General features: G+C 59.7%; 10 protein-coding genes. 5 read left to right on the top strand and 5 right to left on the bottom strand.

What is annotated here, in order from left to right:
- Nucleotides 1-108: 108 nt before the first annotated feature.
- The 3 genes from AC19YT_RS22730 to AC19YT_RS22720 form a co-directional block, all read right to left on the bottom strand.
- Nucleotides 109-1,983, bottom strand: coding sequence for a neuraminidase-like domain-containing protein (locus AC19YT_RS22730; protein WP_500611073.1), 1,875 nt, complete (start codon nucleotides 1,981-1,983; stop codon nucleotides 109-111).
- Between the two features lie 3 nt (nucleotides 1,984-1,986).
- Entirely contained in the window at nucleotides 1,987-5,517 is a 3,531-nt protein-coding gene (locus tag AC19YT_RS22725; RefSeq protein WP_500611072.1) for a Tc toxin subunit A, read from the bottom strand.
- A gap of 232 nt (nucleotides 5,518-5,749) precedes the next feature.
- Entirely contained in the window at nucleotides 5,750-7,273 is a 1,524-nt protein-coding gene (locus AC19YT_RS22720) for a fumarate hydratase (RefSeq protein ID WP_500598752.1), read from the bottom strand.
- Nucleotides 7,274-7,707: 434 nt separating this feature from the next.
- On the opposite strand from AC19YT_RS22720, the gene AC19YT_RS22715 reads away from it, so the two are divergent.
- Both AC19YT_RS22715 and AC19YT_RS22710 read left to right on the top strand, forming a co-directional pair.
- Nucleotides 7,708-8,814: a GGDEF domain-containing protein gene (locus AC19YT_RS22715; protein ID WP_095106559.1), complete on the top strand. Its 1,107-nt coding sequence runs from the start codon at nucleotides 7,708-7,710 to the stop codon at nucleotides 8,812-8,814.
- Nucleotides 8,807-9,739: an iron-sulfur-binding ferredoxin reductase gene (locus AC19YT_RS22710; protein WP_500611071.1), complete on the top strand. Its 933-nt coding sequence runs from the start codon at nucleotides 8,807-8,809 to the stop codon at nucleotides 9,737-9,739. Before AC19YT_RS22715 ends, AC19YT_RS22710 begins: the two co-directional genes overlap by 8 nt.
- A 170-nt stretch (nucleotides 9,740-9,909) precedes the next feature.
- Here the strand turns inward: AC19YT_RS22710 and pyk are convergent, their stop codons facing one another.
- On the bottom strand, nucleotides 9,910-11,361 hold the full coding sequence (pyk, locus tag AC19YT_RS22705) for a pyruvate kinase (protein ID WP_095106564.1): 1,452 nt from the start codon (nucleotides 11,359-11,361) through the stop codon (nucleotides 9,910-9,912).
- 148 nt (nucleotides 11,362-11,509) lie between these two features.
- Here pyk and AC19YT_RS22700 point away from each other — a divergent pair, with 148 nt between their 5' ends.
- Nucleotides 11,510-11,884, top strand: a complete 375-nt coding sequence (locus tag AC19YT_RS22700) for a tetratricopeptide repeat protein (protein WP_095106566.1) — start codon at nucleotides 11,510-11,512, stop codon at nucleotides 11,882-11,884.
- Nucleotides 11,885-12,116: 232 nt separating this feature from the next.
- Nucleotides 12,117-12,476 carry a PilZ domain-containing protein gene (locus AC19YT_RS22695; RefSeq protein WP_095106568.1) on the top strand — a complete coding sequence of 120 codons (360 nt, stop codon included), beginning with the start codon at nucleotides 12,117-12,119 and terminating at the stop codon, nucleotides 12,474-12,476.
- 45 nt (nucleotides 12,477-12,521) lie between these two features.
- Here the strand turns inward: AC19YT_RS22695 and AC19YT_RS22690 are convergent, their stop codons facing one another.
- A complete protein-coding gene (locus AC19YT_RS22690) occupies nucleotides 12,522-12,875 on the bottom strand; it encodes a DUF6124 family protein (protein ID WP_095106570.1) in 354 nt (117 codons plus the stop codon).
- A 461-nt stretch (nucleotides 12,876-13,336) separates the two neighbouring features.
- Here AC19YT_RS22690 and AC19YT_RS22685 point away from each other — a divergent pair, with 461 nt between their 5' ends.
- The gene (locus AC19YT_RS22685) at nucleotides 13,337-18,448 is read left to right on the top strand and encodes an Ig-like domain-containing protein (RefSeq protein ID WP_500611070.1); all 5,112 of its coding nucleotides are present in this window, start codon (nucleotides 13,337-13,339) and stop codon (nucleotides 18,446-18,448) included.
- Nucleotides 18,449-18,474: the final 26 nt, after the last annotated feature.

Genomic DNA, 18,474 nt, shown 5'->3' with positions numbered 1-18,474 from the left:
CAAACGCTTCGACTTCAAATGCCCGATCGAGGTGATGGGCGAAGTGATGCAAGAAGCCGTGGTGATGCGGCATGATGCTCCCGCTTCAATTCAATAACCGTGTTGCACTCAGATCCTGCAACCGCCGTTTTTATAAAGCTTGGTAATTTTGCTTATGTTTGTGTTTTGAGGATTTTTTAGAATAAGTTCGAGGGTTTTTCTCGAAATTGAAGTTTTTATTAGTGCGGTGCTTTGTCCGGAGTTAATAGGGGGGATCATAAATGAATTTATATTGTTCTGGGTAACTATGAGTTGGCTGAACGGTTTGTCCAACTTGTCAAATGTATAGAGTACAGGGGGCGTCTGATTGTAAAAGTCCGTGTTCAATGCGGTGATTGTTGACCCTGGCAGCAGGGTGATCCATTCATTCGCGTTATCGTTGGAGGCAACAATAAGGTCGAATTTGACAAGTTCTCGGAACTCGTCAAAAAGCGTGATGGTAAGTGTTGTGTGGCTGGTGATGTTGTCGGTTACTCGCGATGTTACTTGGATGGTCGAACTTTCCGGGTCATAGCGAATATCATTGGTAGTGAGGCTGGCTATCTTCGACTGCAAACCTTCGTAGTTCCATAACGCTTCAGGCGTCGTCGGTACGGGCGGTAAAGTAATAGTGCCGAACTGTTGTTTTCCATGGGGCAGCCAATACTGGAAGCGGCTGGCGCCATTTTCGTCGTGTGCAAATAAGTGGCCTACCCTGCGTACGTGGGCTTCGTCATCTTGTATTGGAATGGAACTTTGAATGACAGGGGGTGGGTTTACATAACCCTCAAAAGGGAATAGGGGCGTGAGGGTGAAGTTTTTGTCGATGCGTAATGTTCTAAGGAATGTATAAGAATCCTTAGTGCCATTGTCGGCATTGCCATGGTGGTGGCCATAGTACAGTGCAAGAAATAGCGTTTCCGGGGACGTTGTATTGTCGTACACCGCGATGGTGTCGGTTGCTTGTTCTACCAAGTGGGGGTCCAGTTTGGGGTCGAACATGTCTTTGGAAGTGCCGTACTCTTCAATATAAGTACGGGGTGTGCTCCAAGTGTTGTCGTATTTTTTATAGGAGCCATACAGCCGAAACAGTGGGCTGGCGGGGGTGGTTTCCCGCACTTGTGCATTGGGTGCTGCCGGGCGGGGGTCTTCAAAGGTCACATCGGCCCAGAAGATGAACAAGCGGTTGTTGAACCATACCGGGCGCACGCTGTGGGTGATGGCATGTTCGCCGATGGGCACGTTGGCCTTGTTCCAGTCCGACCAGGCCGCAGGCAGGGGTTTGTCGTACTTGGGCGCAGGTTGGTCGGGGGAAAGGGCGGGGGCCTTCTGCGGGCGTTGGCTCATGTCCAGGGAGCGCCAGTAAAACTGGTTTTCCGCCGGCGACTTGGCGACAAAGTAGTAGGGGCTGTTGGCAAAGTCCTGGCCGTCGATATAGCCATTGAGGCATTTGAGGTTGGCGATTTCCTCGAAGCGTGCCAGGTACGCCAGCACGGCGGCTTGTACGGTGTCTGGCTGGATCTGGGCCTGGTTGATGTCGTTTTCCAGTTGCTTGAAGTTTTCGGTGCGGGTCTGGCGCAGGGTCGGGTCCAGGTAGATGGACGGGAAGTAGTGCAGTTGCTGGTTGGCGGCCCACAGCGGGTATTGATACATCTCTTCGCGCCAGCGCTCCAACTGCTCGGGGGTGAGGCTATTGGAGGCGTAGCCGGGTTCCATGTTCATCAACATGCCGTGGATGTATTGCTGCAGGCTGGCGATGGCGCAGGCCACGGGGCTGGTAGGCACGTCCTGGCTGACCAGCACGTCGAGCAGCAGGTACTCGTAGAGATCGTTGGCGGTTTCGATGCGGTGGTTCAGTTGCAGCTCGATCAAGGTGGGGTCGGCGGGCACCACTTCGTGCAGGTACATTGCCACCAGGGCATCGCGCAGGGATTCGTTGAGCTGTTTTTCAATAGAGGCGGTCATGACTCACTCCTTGACTGTCAGGGTGCCCGGCTGGGGCGCAGAGGCCGCGGCAATCACGGCCTGGCCGACCTTTTTCCAGTCCGTGAAGGCGCTTTGGGGCGTCAGCGCGGTGGCGGCGAGCAAGCCACTGGTGGACAGGCCGCTGGCCAGGCAAGTGGCTTGGCAGCGGCGCACCCAGTCCACGTCGGCCATGGACGTGGCGTGTTTGGACGCCAGCAGGTCGGTCAGTTGTGCGACTTCCTGCTCGTTCCAGGCCAAGAGGTAGGCCAGGGCGGCATTGGCGTTTTCGGCGACGTTGGCCCGTAGTTGCTTGTTTTTCAGTTCGGCTGCGGGCGGGTTGGCCAGCACGAAATAGCTGAGCAAGGTGGCTTCGGGCAGAGGCTGGGAGCGCTGCCAGTGGCCGAAGCGTTCCAGCAGGTAGAGTTCGGCCAGGGCCGGTTTTTGCGTGGCCGGTGGGTTGTAGCCCGAGGCGCCGAGCCAGGTGGGGTGAAGCAGGAACAGGCGCAGGGTGCTCTGGCTGATTTGCAATGCCAGTGCCGCTTCGCCATGGCGCGCGACCCGCGAGTACAGGAAGTTCAAACTGCCGTCGTTGAACAGCGCCGAGAGCAGCAGGTCGTGGACCGAATCCTTAGCCCAGGCCAGTACGGGAGGGGTCAATTGCTTGGGCAAGGCCAGGGTTTCCTGCAGGAGCCCTTCGATCAACTGCTGCTGCCGGTCGTGGGCGGCGATCACCAGCGGCTTGAGGGTTTGCACCGCTTGGGCCTTGACCGCATCGGCCAGGGTGAGCCGGCCGACCACGGTGACCAGCGCGGTTTCGAAGTGTTCCGGTACATCGCTGGCCAAGGGCAGCGCTAGGAACAGGCCTTTACGGTCGATCAAGGGTTTTTTCGCCGCGCCGCCTTTTTCGTCCAGCAGCACGTTGAACCAGTTGATGGCAGGCGTGCCGGCGCCGTCTTCCTTGGCGGGCAACGCTAGGGCCGCCAGTTCCTGCGGGGTCAGCACCGCTTGGGCGGCGGCGTCGTGCAGTTGTAGCAGGCGTTGGGCCAGTTCTTGGGAGATGGGCGTCTTGTCGCGGTCCAGGCCCAGCAAGTGGCGCAGCCGCGGCACGCTGAGGTCGATTTCTCGCAGCCAGCCCAAGGCCCAGTCCATTTGCAGCAGCACGTCGAGGATATCGGTGCTGCCTGCCGTGGCCTGGTCCGCCAGGGTGCCGCGGCTCAGGTGGCTGCGGTACGCATCGCCACCCAGCACCTGGGCCAGGCCCAGGGTGTCGGCCGGCGACAGGCTGAACATCTGGCCGATTCGCGCCTGGCGGTACAGCGACGACACGGTGGTGAGGTCGCGCGTGAGCGCCTTGAAGTCGGCTAGGGTTTGGCGGGCCAGCAACAGCAACGAGTCTTCGGCCGGTTGCAGGCCGAGCCCGGCGGCGAGTTGCAGCAGGGTTTTCTGTGCGGCGGGGGTGGCATCCAGGGCGAATGGGGTCTGGTCCAGCACCAGCGGTGTATCGAATACCTGCAAGCGGTTGAATACCTGGTCGAACAGCGGCAAGCGATCGTCCGTGTTGTAGGGCGTCAGGTCATGCAGGAATGCGGCGAATTCCTCGGGCGCCAGTTTGGGGTAGCGGCGGCTCAGGTACTGATACAGGCCTAGGGCTCGCAGGGTGTTGGCGGTCAGTTGCAGGCCCAGGTTCAACGGGCTTTCGGCGCGGATGGCGCTGATAAGCAGGGTGTCCAGCTCGGTGAAAGGGATTTGCGTCCAGCGTTGCAGGCGGATCATGCGTTGCATGCGGTCCAGGCGATCGGGTGAGGTCTTGGTGATGCGCCAGCCGTTGTGATCGCCCACCTCGTAGGGCACCAGGGCCATGGCGTTGTCGTACTGGTCGTTCTGGATGGAAGTGGCATCCGGCGTGGTGGCGGTGTCGTAGTTGCCCGAGCCGGCGCCGTTGACGTAGCAGGCGCCGTAGTGGGACGAATGGGGGAAGCCTCTTGAGTAGCCAGCCCCCGGGCTGGCGGGGTTTTTGCTGGGGACGTTGGCGGACAAGCGCGGGAAATGCCGGCGCTGGGCCAAAAGCCGTTCCAACTGTTCGGAATTAAGGGCTGTGCGGTGCATGAACTCGTTTGCGTCGGTCAGCGAAGGCGCGGTGATCGAGAGTTCGCTGGCGCCATAGTGCGTGGCGAAAAATGCCTGCTCTTGTGCGTTGAGGCTCAAGTGATCGTCCAGGGTCAGGGTGAAGCTATGTTGTGCGACCCTCGCCCCTGCACGATCTACTTGTACCTGGAACGACACGCGATAGCCGTCAGCGATGTTGGGCTCAAGGGCTGTTTTCAGCAGGATGCTCATGTTCGCCGGTTTGCTAGATGCCGGGTGTGTCTGATTCAGCACATACCCGCCCGTTGAACCGATGCGGTTCGAATTCAGAAAGAACTCCACCGGTTTGTCGGGGTTTGTCGCGCTGTTGAATGTGAGAGGCACGGTGGTGTTTCCACTGCCGGAGCCTGGTGCATCGGCCTGTGGCGTGACCACGCCGACCCCAGGTTGATCCTTGGGCAACAAAAAAGACGTGTTCTTGTTGGTATGTATGGCTGAAAACTCGGGCGCGGGGCTCGCCCATGGCTGCCCGGCTGCGAAGTCGTTGAGGGCCAGGTAGAACGTGGTAAACGGCGCCTCCTGGGTCAGTAACTGCTGCTGCTCCGGCCCCAGCCCCGACATCAGTTGCTGGGCGATGGCGCTGTCTTGCTGCACACGGCCGTAGGCGTCGCTGGCGGTGGTGCTCAGGGGCAGCTTGAGGCTGATGCGCAGGTTCAGTTCGCCCAGCCTGGGCTTGCTTCCCGTCAGGCCCTGGACGCATTGCTGGTGGTGCAGGTTGTAAGGGAACTCAAAGGGGTAGCGGCGGCTGGCGAGCACTTCATAGAGGTCTTTGTTCTTGTCCGGGGTGCTGGCCAGGTGGGCATTGATGGTTTTGCCCAGGATGTCGTTGACGAGGTCGAGCATGGGCAGCGGAGTGAAGGTGCTGTCTTGGTCGATCAGCAAGTCCTTGAGGTCGGGGCGGCGTTTGTCCAGCAGCGCGCGGGGTGGCAGGTCGGGGTCCAGGGGGGTGGCCTCCAGTTCGCCGGCAAAGTTGTACAGGCGGCTCAGGTAGGCCACCGGCGAGTCGATGGCGGCGATGGCGCCGACGGAGCAGAAGTCGTCCCAGTTCTCTTTGAACAGGTTTTGGTACGAGGCGCCGATGCTCACCAGCGAACGCACGCCCGTGCGCTGCCCGGCGCTGGACCCTTGCCCTGATGAGGTTTGGTGTTCGCGGTACTGGCGGGCGATCTGCACCGCATACGACATGGCATTGTCGTAGGCCTGCCCGGCGTCGGCGTCACTGTATTGACTCAGCTGCGCGGCAAACACCTGGCGCGACAAGCGGATGATGTCGAACACCGAGGTCAATCCCATCTTCTTCATCGCCACCTTGAAGCTGTGCCGGCCGCTTTTGGCGCGAGTGCTGTCGTCGACGAGGGCTGGGAGTGAAGGGGGATTTTTCTCGTCCATGAAGCGCTCCTACCTTTGAAGGGGGCAGGCGACGGCATGCCCGGCAGGGTTCACGGTAACGAGTTGTGCTAAGGCTGTGACCTGTCAGATCTGACAGTTTTGTGGGGTTTTTTAGACCGAATGGGGTTTAGTGGCGGGTTGTTTATTGCCGATTGAACTGCGTGCCAGCGAGGCAAAAAAAAGGCGAGCGGGTTACCCCGTTCGCCTTTTCATTGACCCGTGGGCGAGGTGCTTAGTGCACTTCTACCGCCAGGCTTTCACTGATTTTCTGTTGCCAGATGGCCGGGCCGGTGATGTGCACCGACTCGCCCTTGCTGTCCACGGCCACAGTGACCGGCATGTCCTTGACGTCGAACTCGTAGATCGCCTCCATGCCCAGCTCGGCGAACGCGACCACGCGGGATTTCTTGATGGCTTGCGCCACCAGGTAGGCCGCGCCACCCACGGCCATCAGGTACACGGCCTTGTGGTCCTTGATCGCCTCGATGGCGGTCGGGCCGCGCTCGGACTTGCCGATCATGCCCAACAGGCCGGTTTGTTCGAGGATCTGGCGGGTGAATTTGTCCATCCGCGTGGCGGTGGTCGGGCCGGCCGGGCCAACCACTTCTTCGCGCACCGGGTCGACCGGGCCGACGTAGTAGATGAAGCGGCCCTTGAGGTCCACCGGCAGGGTTTCACCCTTGTTCAGCATCTCGACCATGCGCTTGTGCGCGGCGTCGCGGCCGGTGAGCATCTTGCCGTTGAGCAATACGGTTTCGCCCGGCTTCCAGCTCTGCACGTCCTCTGGGGTGAGGGTGTCGAGGTTGACGCGGCGCGCCGATGGACCGGCCTCCCAGACGATCTCGGGGTAGGCTTCCAGGGGCGGCGCCTCCAGGGCGGCCGGGCCGGAACCGTCGAGCACGAAGTGGGCGTGACGGGTGGCGGCGCAGTTAGGGATCATGCACACCGGCAGGGACGCGGCGTGGGTCGGGTAGTCCATGATCTTCACGTCGAGCACGGTGGTCAGGCCACCCAGGCCTTGGGCGCCGATGCCCAGTCGGTTGACCTTCTCGAACAGCTCCAGGCGCATTTCTTCGATGCGGTTGGACGGGCCACGCTTAATCAGCTCGTGGATGTCGATGGACTCCATCAACACCTGCTTGGCCATCACTGCGGCTTTTTCGGCGGTGCCGCCGATGCCGATGCCCAGCATGCCCGGCGGGCACCAGCCGGCGCCCATGGTCGGCACGGTCTTGAGTACCCAGTCGACGATCGAGTCGGACGGGTTGAGCATGGCCATCTTCGATTTGTTCTCGGAGCCGCCGCCCTTGGCTGCCACGTCCACTTCCACGGTGTTACCCGGGACGATGGAGTAGTGGATGACCGCCGGGGTGTTGTCCTTGGTGTTTTTGCGGGCACCGGCCGGGTCGGCCAGGATGGAGGCGCGCAGGACGTTCTCCGGCAGGTTGTAGGCGCGGCGCACGCCTTCGTTAATCATGTCGTCCAGGCCCATGGTGGCGCCGTCCCAACGCACGTCCATGCCCACGCGCACGAACACGGTGACGATACCGGTGTCCTGGCAGATCGGGCGGTGGCCGGTGGCGCACATACGCGAGTTAATCAGGATCTGGGCCATGGAATCGCGCGCGGCGGGCGACTCTTCGCGCAGGTAGGCCTCGTGCATGGCCTGGATGAAATCCACGGGGTGGTAGTAGGAAATGAACTGTAGGGCGTCGGCAACGCTCTGGATCAGGTCGTCTTGCTTAATCACGGTCATGAGTCGCGCTCCTCTATAAAGACGGGAACATTTAATAAGGTGGGGCCGGTTGGGTGGCGCTGGTCGCCGACCCCACCTTTGAAGCCACGCCGCTGTGGCAGGCGCGACGCTAAAAAGGCGCGGCAGTATACCCCGCCCCGTGCCCGGGCACACCCGCGGGGCGATAGACCATGGTCGCGGGCGTAGCGGCTGCGTGGGAGCGGTGGTGTGGGTGGGAGTTTCTTTTTCCTCTGTGGGAGCGAGCCTGCTCGCGAGGGAGGCACTCAGTGGCGGTGACGAATAAGGGTAAGACAGTTGCTCCCACAGCGCAGGGATGGGCCCACAGCCGTCGCGCTAAAAATTGAATAGTCATTTGTGGGCCGCATCTCTAAAGTGGCGCATGGCTTGTAGGGTAGGAAACCCGTTCAGCATCCTTTCGCACGGTGAGTCAAAGATTGACCCATAACGTCATCCAAAGCCTGTTGCTCAAGCGTTTCACCCTCGCGGCGGGCACCTATGGGCTGGCATTGCTCCTGCTCTGGCTGGCGTTGCTCAGCGGCCATTTCAAAGCATCCGTGTTCGGCGCCGCCCTGGGCAGCGGCTTGGTGGTGCTCAGCCAGGGCGTATTGCTGGCGCTGTTTCTGACCGGGCGCAACCTGCGCCTGCGCGACCCCAGCCTGACCGAAGTGCAGATTCTGCTGGGCCTGGCCTGGCAAACCTGGCTGATCGCCCACCTGGACAGTGCCCGCGGCGCGTTTTTGGTGTTCTACGTACTGATCCTGCTGTTTGGCCTCTTTCACCTGTCGCGCAAGGCCTTCGTGCGTTGCGCGGCGCTGGTGTTCGTCAGTTTTAGCGCCGTTAACCTGTGGGAGGGCTACCAGTTCCAGCTCCAAGACCCACTGCTCGCCGCGCTCCAGGTGTGCGTGCTGTTCGTGGTGCTAGCCTGGCTGTGCCTGTACGCCAGCTATGTGCAGGCCTCACGGGCCCGCATGCGCCAGCGCCGGTTTGCCCTACAAGCCCACCAGGACACCCTGCGCGGCATGATGCGCCAGCTTGAAGACCTGGTGGCCACCGACGAACTGACCGGGCTGTTCAACCGCCGCCACTTCCTGCGCCTGGCCTCCCGCGAGCTGCACACCCTGAGCCACGGCCAGGTGCATGGCCTGGCGCTGATCGACCTGGACCACTTCAAACGCATCAACGACGTCCACGGCCATGCCGCCGGCGATCAGGTGCTGCAAGCCTTCGCCGCCGTGGCCGGGGCCTGCCTGCGCGAGGGCGACGTACTGGCCCGTTATGGCGGCGAAGAATTCGTCCTGCTGCTACCCGCTTGCGATGCGCAGCGCCTGACCGCGTGCTGCGAACGCCTGCGCATCGCCTTTACCGACGTGCAATTGATCGGCCTGCATATTCACGACCTCAGCCTGTCGGCCGGCATGACGCTGCTGGAATTGGGCGACGACCTCGACGACGCCCTGCACCGCGCCGACCAGGCCCTGTACCGGGCCAAGCGCGACGGGCGTAACCGTTGCGCGGCGGCCTGGGAGAGCGTCGATGCCTGAGCTGCGCGTGGGCGAGCGGCGCTGGAGCGTGGCGCCGGGCAGCAACCTACTCGACGCCCTCAACAGCGCCGGGGTGAACGTGCCTTATAGCTGCCGCGCCGGCAGTTGCCACGCCTGCCTGGTGCAGTGCGTGGGCGAGGTCAACGACCGCCGCCCCGACGCCTTGAGCCCCGAGCAGCGCCAGCAGGGCTGGCGCCTGGCCTGCCAGTGCGAAGTGTTGGGCGACCTGCACGTCAGCGCCTTCGACCCGCTCAAGGACGGCTTGCCCGCGCGGGTCGAGGCCCTCGATTGGCTCAGCGCCCATGTGTTGCGCCTGCGCCTGCGCCCCGAGCGGCCCTTGCGCTACCGTGCCGGCCAGCACCTGGTGCTATGGGCCGGGCAGGTGGCGCGGCCTTATTCCCTGGCCAGCCTGCCGGGCGAAGATGACTTTCTGGAGTTTCACCTCGATTGCCACTTACCCGGGCAATTTTGCGATGCCGCCCGGCGTTTGCAGGTGGGCGAGCCGATTCGGCTGGGTGAACTACGCGGCGGCGCGTTGCACTACGACCCCGACTGGCAGGCCCGGCCCCTGTGGCTGCTGGCAGCGGGCACCGGGCTGGCGCCGCTGTTCGGTGTGCTGCGCGAGGCCTTGCGCCACGACCACCAGGGGCCGATCCGCGTTATTCACCTGGCCCATGATGAGCAGGAGCACTACCTGGCCAAGCCCCTGGCGGCATTGGCGGCCCATCACGCCCACCTGACGATCGACCTGCTCACCGCCGCCCAGGCGCCTGCGGCCCTGAGCCAACTGCGCGTGCCCTCGCGCCAGACCCAGGCCCTGCTGTGCGGCGCCCCCGACAGCGTCGAAGCCTTCGCCAAACGCCTGTACCTGGCCGGGCTGCCGCGCAACCAACTGCTGGCGGATGTGTTCTTGCCCCACGGGTAGGTACGCCAGGGCAGGCCCCATCGCGAGCGGGCTCGCTCCCACAGAATGTCGACGACCCGTTGTGGGAGCGAGCCTGCCGTGCGATGGCGGTGGCCCAGGCAATGCACATGCCCATGCAAAAAGCCCCGGCACTTGCATGCCGGGGCTTTTGGGGTGTTGCGGGGCTGGGCTTAGACCATTTTGTCGCCAACGTGCAGGATTTTCATGCCGTTGGTGCCGCCAATGGTGTGGTAGCTGTCGCCCTTGGTCAGGATCACCCAGTCGCCTTTTGCCACGACGCCCAGCTTGAGCAGTTCGTCGATGGCCGCTTGGCTCACTTGCTCGGGCGGCAGCGAGGCCGGGTCGAACGGTACGGTGTACACGCCGCGGAACATCGCCGCGCGGGCCTGGGTTTCACGGTGCGGGGAGAACGCGTAGATCGGCACCGACGAACGGATGCGCGACATGATGAGCGGCGTGTAGCCACTTTCGGTCAGGGCGATGATCGCCTTCACGCCCGGGAAGTGGTTGGCGGTGTACATCGCCGCCAGCGCGATGCTCTGGTCGCAGGTCTCGAACACCTGGCCGATGCGGTGGCTGGAGGTTTTGCTGGTGGGGTGCTTTTCCGCGCCCACGCAAATGCGCGCCATGGCTTGTACCGCTTCGAGCGGGTAGAGGCCGGCGGCGCTTTCGGCCGAGAGCATCACGGCGTCGGTGTAGTCGAGCACGGCGTTGGCCACGTCGGACACTTCGGCGCGGGTCGGCATCGGGTTCTGGATCATCGACTCCATCATCTGGGTCGCCACGATCACCGCTTTATTGTGGCGGCGGGCGTGCAGGATGATTTTCTTCTGGATACCCACCAGCTCGGCGTCGCCGATTTCCACGCCCAGGTCGCCACGGGCCACCATGACCGCGTCGGAGGCCTTGATGAGGCCGTCCAGGGTTTCATCGTTGGCCACCGCTTCGGCGCGTTCGATCTTGGCCACCAGCCAGGCTGTGCCGCCGGCTTCGTCGCGCAGTTGGCGGGCGTATTCCATGTCGGCTGCATCGCGCGGGAACGACACCGCCAGGTAGTCCACTTCCATCTCGGCGGCGAGCTTGATGTCGGCCTTGTCTTTTTCGGTCAGGGCCGGGGCGGTCAGGCCGCCACCGCGACGGTTGATGCCTTTGTGGTCCGACAGCGGGCCGCCGATGGTCACGGTGCAGTGCAGCTCGGTGGCCGTGGCGGTATCGACGCGCATCACCACGCGGCCGTCGTCGAGCAGCAACTCATCGCCTACGCCGCAGTCCTTGACCAGGTCCGGGTAGTCGATGCCGACCACTTGCTGGTTGCCTTCGGTCAGCGGGTGGCTGGTGGAGAAGGTGAACAGGTCACCGATTTTCAGCTCGATTTTCTTGTTGGCGAACTTGGCGATGCGGATTTTCGGGCCTTGCAGGTCACCCAGCAGGGCGACGAAGCGGCCGTGCTTGGCGGCCAGTTCACGCACCAGGCGCGCGCGGGCCTTGTGCTCGTCGGGCGTGCCGTGGGAGAAGTTCAGCCGGGCAACGTCCAGGCCTGCCAGGATCAGTTGTTCGAGCACTTCTGGCGAGTTACTGGCAGGGCCAAGGGTGGCGACGATTTTGGTACGACGAACAGACATGCACAGACTCCTGAGTTCAAGGGCCCGGCAAGGCTACTCCGCTGCAAAGCTGTAGTCATTGTTCGCATGCACTACCTTATGGCTTTGATGCCGAACTGAAGAAATCCGCCAAGGGGCCGATACAGGCCACAAGACAGGAGAACCTTTTATGCGATTCGTGCTTATTGCCGCCCTGGCCCTCAGCGTTGTGGGCTGCACCCGTTGGTCGATGGACCACCATTTGAACAGCGCCTACCGCGCCTACGAGCGTGGTAACTGCGACCAGGTGATGTTGGAGTTGTCCAAGGTCGAGCGCGAAAGCCGTACCCGCCGCTACGTGCAGCCGGAAGTGTCGCTGCTGCGCGGCCAATGCCTGGAACGCCAAAAACTGTTCGTCGACGCCGTGCAGACCTACCAGTTCATCATCAGCCAGTACCCGGCCAGCGAATACGCCTACCGCGCCCGTGCGCGCCTGGAGACATTGCAAAGCCTGGGCCACTACCCGACCCGCAGCGCGGCGGCCGTTCGCCCGACTGCCTTTTGATGCTGAGCATCATTTAATAGCTGGCCGTCAGCCAGCTTTGCGCTAGTCTTCGATATCAGGGTGTTTAGAGTGTCAACCCTAAAACCCGATCCTACTTGGGAGCGGCAGCAGTCAGCGCAGGGCCCTGGGCCGCAGGCGCACCACGACCGAGGAGAGCACGCCGGCCAGCACGGGCGCGTTCCGAAGCATTAGTGTGGCCATGCTTAATGGCCTTTGTAGGGCGAGCCTGCGTATGTTCACTAACCGCCGGATTGAGCGGCATCAACTGCCGTATTTCCTCAAGGTTTTCAACAGCATCACCGACAAACCCATTGGCTACCTGGGCAACGTCTCCGAAGACGGCCTGATGCTCATCAGCCAGATCCCCATCATGACCGACGCCGACTTCTCCCTGCGCCTCAAGGTTCCCGACAGCGAAGGCGCGCTCCAGGTCATCGATCTTCAGGCCCGCTGCCAGTGGAGCCATGAAGACGCCACGCCAATGCACTACGACGCCGGTTTTGTGGTGCTCAACGCCGCCCCCGAGTACCTGCAACTGGTGCGGGCCCTGCGTTGCTACTTCAGCTTTCGCTCCTTGTCTGAATCGGCCTAGGGGCCCTTCAGTGCCGCTTGCCCGCTGGCGGCAGGGCCAGCGCGGTTAGGAGCCCAGCGCGGGTTCCTGGTCCAGGGCTTTCTCCAGCAACAACCCGCCCAACTCCATCAGGCTGTAGATCGCCAGTGCCAGGTTGCGCTGGCGCCCGTCCAGGTCGTCGGACAAATCCAGGGTCAGGGCGCTGGCCGAGGTCAGGGTTTCAAAGGCATGGGCCAGTAAGGCCTGGGGGTTGATATCCGCCGCTACCGCAAACAGTTTCGCCCCCGCAGGGCGGCGTGGCGTGTCGGTGGGCGTTAGCAGGTAATAGTCCAACGCCCGGTTGGCGGCGTCGTGCAGTTTGTGCGGGTGCAGGTCGTCGTAGGGCGAGACTTCGGGGGGGCTGGGGGTGATCTTGAACATGCTTTCGATTCCTTGAGTGGGCTGCCACCGCTTCGCTACTAAACGAAGGGTGGCGGCTGTACGCAGGTTAGTAGACCGGGGAATCGAAGAAGCCGGCGCGCCGAAGCGCCCTGCGCACAGCCACCATCAAGTACAGGCGTAATGCCTGATTGCTTGCAGGTGTTGAGTGTCTTCAATTACCAAGGGCTACTAAACCCGGCCGCTGATGGGCAGCGACAGGGGCGAACATTAGCCACGACAACCCAGGCACTCAAGCGAGCGGATTCTGGGGGATCTGTAGATTCTGGCGCAAGGTGGCGTAGGCGGTGTAGGTGTTGAGGCGGGGCTAATAGGGCAGCACACGGACGGGGCGCGGGCGCTATGCCGTTGGTCGGAACTGTCAGATCTTACAGGTAGTTGAGAGGTTGATGAGGTGTTAGAGCTATACAGCAACTTCTATCGATTTGATTGGGTGCGCAGTTATGAATACTGAAAATAATATTCCGACTACTCCATTGGCAGTTCCCCAAGATGTATTCCCCCAATCAAATGCCACGTTGCCTTCGTATTTTAATGTTAAAGCTAGGGCGGAATCGTTAAGTGCCCACAGATGGGAGCTGGAATTTTTTGATTTGCAAGATTCGGTGCGTTTTATATTCGATTCAGCATCACCCTGGCTGTCGGCTTGGATAGAAGTCCCACCAGGAGAATATGATTATTTCAGGATTCGTTACTTTGCGTCGGCGGGCGCCAGTGACTGGGCGTATATGAGAAATATTAAAATAATTATAGATAAGCCGAGTGTCATGTTTCCCGAGGAGAATGAAGTACTTGAAGTGGGGACTATTTTTTATGGGTATGCCTATCCAGGCTCAAGAATTTCGGTAAGTATGCCTGGAGGCGGAGAAGTTGCAAGTGCTAGGACTAACGATGAGGGGGCATGGGATTCAACGCCACTGCCTGCGCAGTATGGCCCCGGGTCACATGAACTTCATGTGGCGGCTATCTATAATGGTCAAATTTCGGCGTGGGTATTTAGAAAGTTCAAACTCAGGCCGCCAAGGCTGACCATTTTGGATTTCTCATCAGATGTTTATCCAGATCAGACTCTGGTGGTTTCCGGAGTCTACCAAGGTTTGGCAACGGTGAAAATTTTTGATGGTAATAATCGTGAGGTGCCTGGAAGTATTACAGGGACCGGGGCTTTTCGCACATTTACGCCGAATATTCCGTGGGCACTCGGTAGTCACTCAGTCAAGGCGGTGCAAATTATCGCCAACCTGGAATCCACCCCAAGTAATATCAAGGCGTTCTGGGTGCGTATTCCTAAACCTCATATTTTTTCTCCCGCAGAAGAGGGCACGGTTAATCTTCTACCGGTTTTCTCAGGGAACAACGGTTGGGCTGGACTTGGCTCAAGAGTTTCAGTTCAACAGGAGGGCGGACATGAATGGGCGAATGCTGTGCCGCTTTCATCAGGCAATTGGATGACGCAGCCGTTACCCGCGGATTTTATAGCGGGTACCCACACTCTCTATGTCCGTATTGATAAAGGGGCAGAGCATTCGGATTATGTCGTTCGCACCTTTCATATCAGGCCGCCAAGACTCGTTTTATCTACGCCCGAATGTTCGTGTCTGCCTGGGCTTACCCTTAATCTGACAGGGCTTTATTTGGACGGTAATGATCTAACCCTGGCAGTGTTTGATAATTACGGAAAAGAAATACCGGGTTCTTTTTCTGGAGGTGGCACAACCAGGATATTTACGCCTGCTGTACCGTGGCCGATAGGTGAAAATATCGTTTACGCGACTCAAGTTTCGGGCGGGGTGAGTTCATTGCCCAGTGACCCGATTACTTTTTTTATCATTATTCCTTCACCTGAAGTATTAACGCCTGGGGAGGAGGGGATAGTCGATCTCGGCTCGATTTTCTCCGGGCGCAATGCGTATGTGGCGGCGATGTCGAGAGTGTCGATCAGAAATTCCACCAACCATGTTGAACAAGCCTGGGCTACACCATTGGTAGACGGTCGCTGGACTTCGACACCACTCTCATTGGCATCGAATCCTGGCCAATACATCGTTTATGTGGTGGTGGAAGTCGGTACGCAAAGCTCAGCAAAGGTCTTTCGCCGTTTTAGTGTCAGGCCACCTAAACCAGTAATCATTGCCCCCAGTGCTCCTGTGTTTCCCGAGCAAACACTGGTCATTACAGGCGTGTATACAGGCCAGGTTTCATTAAAGGTATTTACCAGCGCTGGTATTGAAATACTCGGAAGTTTTACAGGGGCTTCAGGAAGCAGGACTTTTACGCCGAGCACCGCTTGGTTGCCCGGTAGCAATGCGGTCAAGGTTGTACAGAGTGTTGCGGGAGTGGAATCACTGCCCAGCGATGTTCGCACGTTCATTGTCAGTATTGCGGCGCCGGAAATTCTCGAACCCCTAGAAGATGGAGTAGTTGATATTGGTTCATCGTTTTCCGGGCGAAAGGGCTATGCAGGTGTCGGTTCAAAGGTGACATTGCAAGAGTCTGGCGGTTATGAGCGGGCGACCGCTGAAGCGGCTCTCGATGGAAGTTGGACTTCAACGCCGTTACCCTCGAGCTTAGTTCCTGGGAGCTACACGCTGTATGTGCGTGTAGATAAAGCAGGCATGCCTAGTTCTGCGTATGTTGCTAGGTCTTTCAGAATACGCCCGCCAAAGTTGACGATCACTGCGTTAGAAAGTGTAATTTTGCCAGACTCGTCACTTCAGGTGGCGGGGGTTTTTGCTGGCTCGACAGAGCTAAAAGTCCTCAAGGAGCAAGATGTTGTTGTACCAGGCGATTTTTTGGGAAGTGGAGCAGTTCGAACATTTAAGCCGGAGCTACCTTGGGCTCAAGGTGAAAATAGAGTTCAGGCGGTACAGGTTTCTGGTGGAGTGGAATCACTGGCAAGTGACGAGTGTGTCTTTCAGGTAGATGGCAGAACACCAGTTATCCAAGTGCCAGCAGAAAATGAAGTTGTTGATATGGAATCTCCCGTTTCCGGTACTGACGGGGTGCCAGGGTACAAGGTTGTTCTCTACCTGGAAGGAAATTCTGATCAATGGCGCAACACAACAGCCGATCAGTGGGGCGGCTGGGAGATACCCAGTTTAAGGTTGGGTGCCGGCGAGTTTGGTATAAGTGTTCGTAATATTTTGGGTGATCTGGAACTGCCTTTGAGCCCGGTTCGGTATTTCAAGTTTAGACCGTTGGTTCCGCAGATTACTTTCCCCGAGCAAGGCGCTGGAGTTGAGTTGGGTGCAGCTGTGGCCGGAGTCAGGGGGCATCCTGGAGGTAAGGTTGCTGTTCAGGATGCGCGTAATAATCTGACCTTGAGAGAGGCCGTGGTGAACCAGGATGGAACGTGGAGCACTTCATCATTGAATTTCGATGCAGGTGAGTATGAAGTTCAGGCGCTTAGTATTTACAACGGCATTGAGTCCGTGCTGAGCAATTCACTTGGATTTTCAATAAAGCCTGCTGCACCTAACATTATTGCGCCGACTGGCGATGTTACTCCCGACGTGATTTTGGAGATCTCCGGGGTGCATGCTTTTGCTTCAAGGCTGGAGATGTTCGATAGTGAAAATGTACCTGTACCAGGCGTTTTTACTGTAGAGGGGGCAATAAGGAAGTTTACTCCTTTAACCCCATGGGCTGAGGGCGAGCATAGGGTCAAGGTTGTTCAAGTTGTCAATACGGTCACCTCGGATCCAAGTGAATTGTGTACTTTTTTAGTGAAGGCAAAAATTAGCCCCCCCGTGATTGTTTTTCCTGTGAGGGGGGGTGAGTCATCTTCCAGCCCGGAAATTAAAGGCAGTCACGCGCATCCGTATGCCGATGTTCACGTGCGCCATGTTGAAACTAAGGACCAACTGTTCCACGGCCCAGCCGACGCGGATGGCAACTGGTCATTTGTGGTTACGGACCATTTCCCTCTGGGCCATCACGCTCTGGAGACCATGCAACTGGACCGTGGCAGTGCTTCCGAGTGGAGCGCGCCGCACCCCTTCGAGGTGGTTCGCACTGCGGTTGGGCTGCCTGATATCAATCGGCCAAGGCCCAATCAGAACATTTACCCTGTGTTTGTCCAAGGTAGAGGTACGCCTCAGGCAACGGTGAACTTGCGACTCAAGCAGGCGGGTGTCCTCGTGGCCAGCTCAAGCGTGCGTGTATCGACTTCACAAAGCTGGAGTTGGGCTCCTGTAGCTGGATTGCTGCCGGGCAGCTACACGGTCGAGGGCCAACAGGTCTATGGCGCGAATGAATCAGGATGGACGGTACCTGCGGTGTCTTTCAACTTGGTGGCCCCCACGATCCGGTTTGCCGAGGCCGCCCCGGTGATCGGGCATCCGGTAGTGGAAAACGGCGAGTGGGTGTTACTGCGTACCCGGGTCGTGGATACCCTTACGTCGCAGCCGGTGGTTGGGCAGCCAGTGGACTGGCGCGAGGACAACGACCAGCCTCTTGGTACGACGGTGACTGACCAGGATGGTTGGGCCAGTTATCGTTATGTGCCGGTGAATGCCGAGTCGCATTGGGTGGTGGCGACTATCACCCACCCGGATAATCCGTTGACAAGGTTTGTTCAGCCATTTGAGATCCATCCGGATCAACGTAATCCCTGGTTACGTGAGTTCACCCTGTACCTCAACGATGAGCCCGTGGACTTTGCGGCGGAGGGCGTCGTGTTGCGTTCGGGCAGGTCCTATCAGCTGAAGCTTGTGGTGCGCCCAGGCAGCCCACTGATCGAGCAGACCACCGTGGCCCTGGAGGACGAGCAGAATGCCGAGCTCCTGGGCATCGAGGCGTCGCCGGCCCTAGGCAGTGAGCTGTTAATCACAGCGCAGCCGTTGGTATGGTCGGTTGCGGTCGAGGGGGTGGAAAGCGGCTATTTCGGCTTGAAAATAAGCTCTCCAAAACTGCCGGACTGGGTGCTGCCTGGGCGCGTTATCGGGACGAACCTGGCGGGTGATGTGGCGTTGGTGTTGGATGAGGTGATTGCCCTGAAGTTCGGCAGTGCGGGTTACCCCTGCCACGGCGTTGAGCACCAGTTGAGGTTACGGCCTACCGCAGGCAGCGCCTTGCTGGGCCAGACGGTGATACTGCACTGGTCGGGTGAAAGTGAGCAAGCGCTGGGGATTGCCTTGCTGCCGCGCCCCGGCCAGGCATTTGTGTTGGGCGAGGAGGGCATAACCTGGCAGTTGGACTGTCGCAACAGCATTAAAGACGGGGTGTTTTCATTGCGCCTGGAGGTGCCGCAGTTGGGTATCAGCTCGGCCGAGCTACAAATGGAGCTGGGGCATAACAAGGTCTACGTCAGCAAGCACACTGGGCCGACTCAGGTTAATCCGCCTTGGGGCTATTGGGTGATTGGCATTGAGGTCAGATCATTCTTTACCAAGCAGTTGGCGGCGGGGGCTCGCATTAAAGTTACGCGTGAGGGGCAGCCACCCACCTACGAGCGTGCGAATGCTCAAGGGCAGGTTTCGGTCAGCTACCCGCAGGGGGCATGGGCGTCTCTGTCGCCCGATAACAGATACGACGGTAAGTACGAGGCGCCATAGCGGCCCATCCGTTTTTTCCACACCAG

This window comes from Pseudomonas sp. MF08875 (assembly GCF_059862525.1).
Note: the sequence above shows the minus strand (reverse complement) of the source record. Positions and strands in the feature narration are given on the sequence as shown.

Coding starts and splice junctions, on each gene's coding strand:
- AC19YT_RS22730 (WP_500611073.1), bottom strand. CDS start 1,983: ATGACCGCCTCTATTGAAAAACAGCTCAACGAATCCCTGCGCGATGCC.
- AC19YT_RS22725 (WP_500611072.1), bottom strand. CDS start 5,517: ATGGACGAGAAAAATCCCCCTTCACTCCCAGCCCTCGTCGACGACAGC.
- AC19YT_RS22720 (WP_500598752.1), bottom strand. CDS start 7,273: ATGACCGTGATTAAGCAAGACGACCTGATCCAGAGCGTTGCCGACGCC.
- AC19YT_RS22710 (WP_500611071.1), top strand. CDS start 8,807: ATGCCTGAGCTGCGCGTGGGCGAGCGGCGCTGGAGCGTGGCGCCGGGC.
- pyk (WP_095106564.1), bottom strand. CDS start 11,361: ATGTCTGTTCGTCGTACCAAAATCGTCGCCACCCTTGGCCCTGCCAGT.
- AC19YT_RS22700 (WP_095106566.1), top strand. CDS start 11,510: ATGCGATTCGTGCTTATTGCCGCCCTGGCCCTCAGCGTTGTGGGCTGC.
- AC19YT_RS22695 (WP_095106568.1), top strand. CDS start 12,117: ATGTTCACTAACCGCCGGATTGAGCGGCATCAACTGCCGTATTTCCTC.
- AC19YT_RS22690 (WP_095106570.1), bottom strand. CDS start 12,875: ATGTTCAAGATCACCCCCAGCCCCCCCGAAGTCTCGCCCTACGACGAC.
- AC19YT_RS22685 (WP_500611070.1), top strand. CDS start 13,337: ATGAATACTGAAAATAATATTCCGACTACTCCATTGGCAGTTCCCCAA.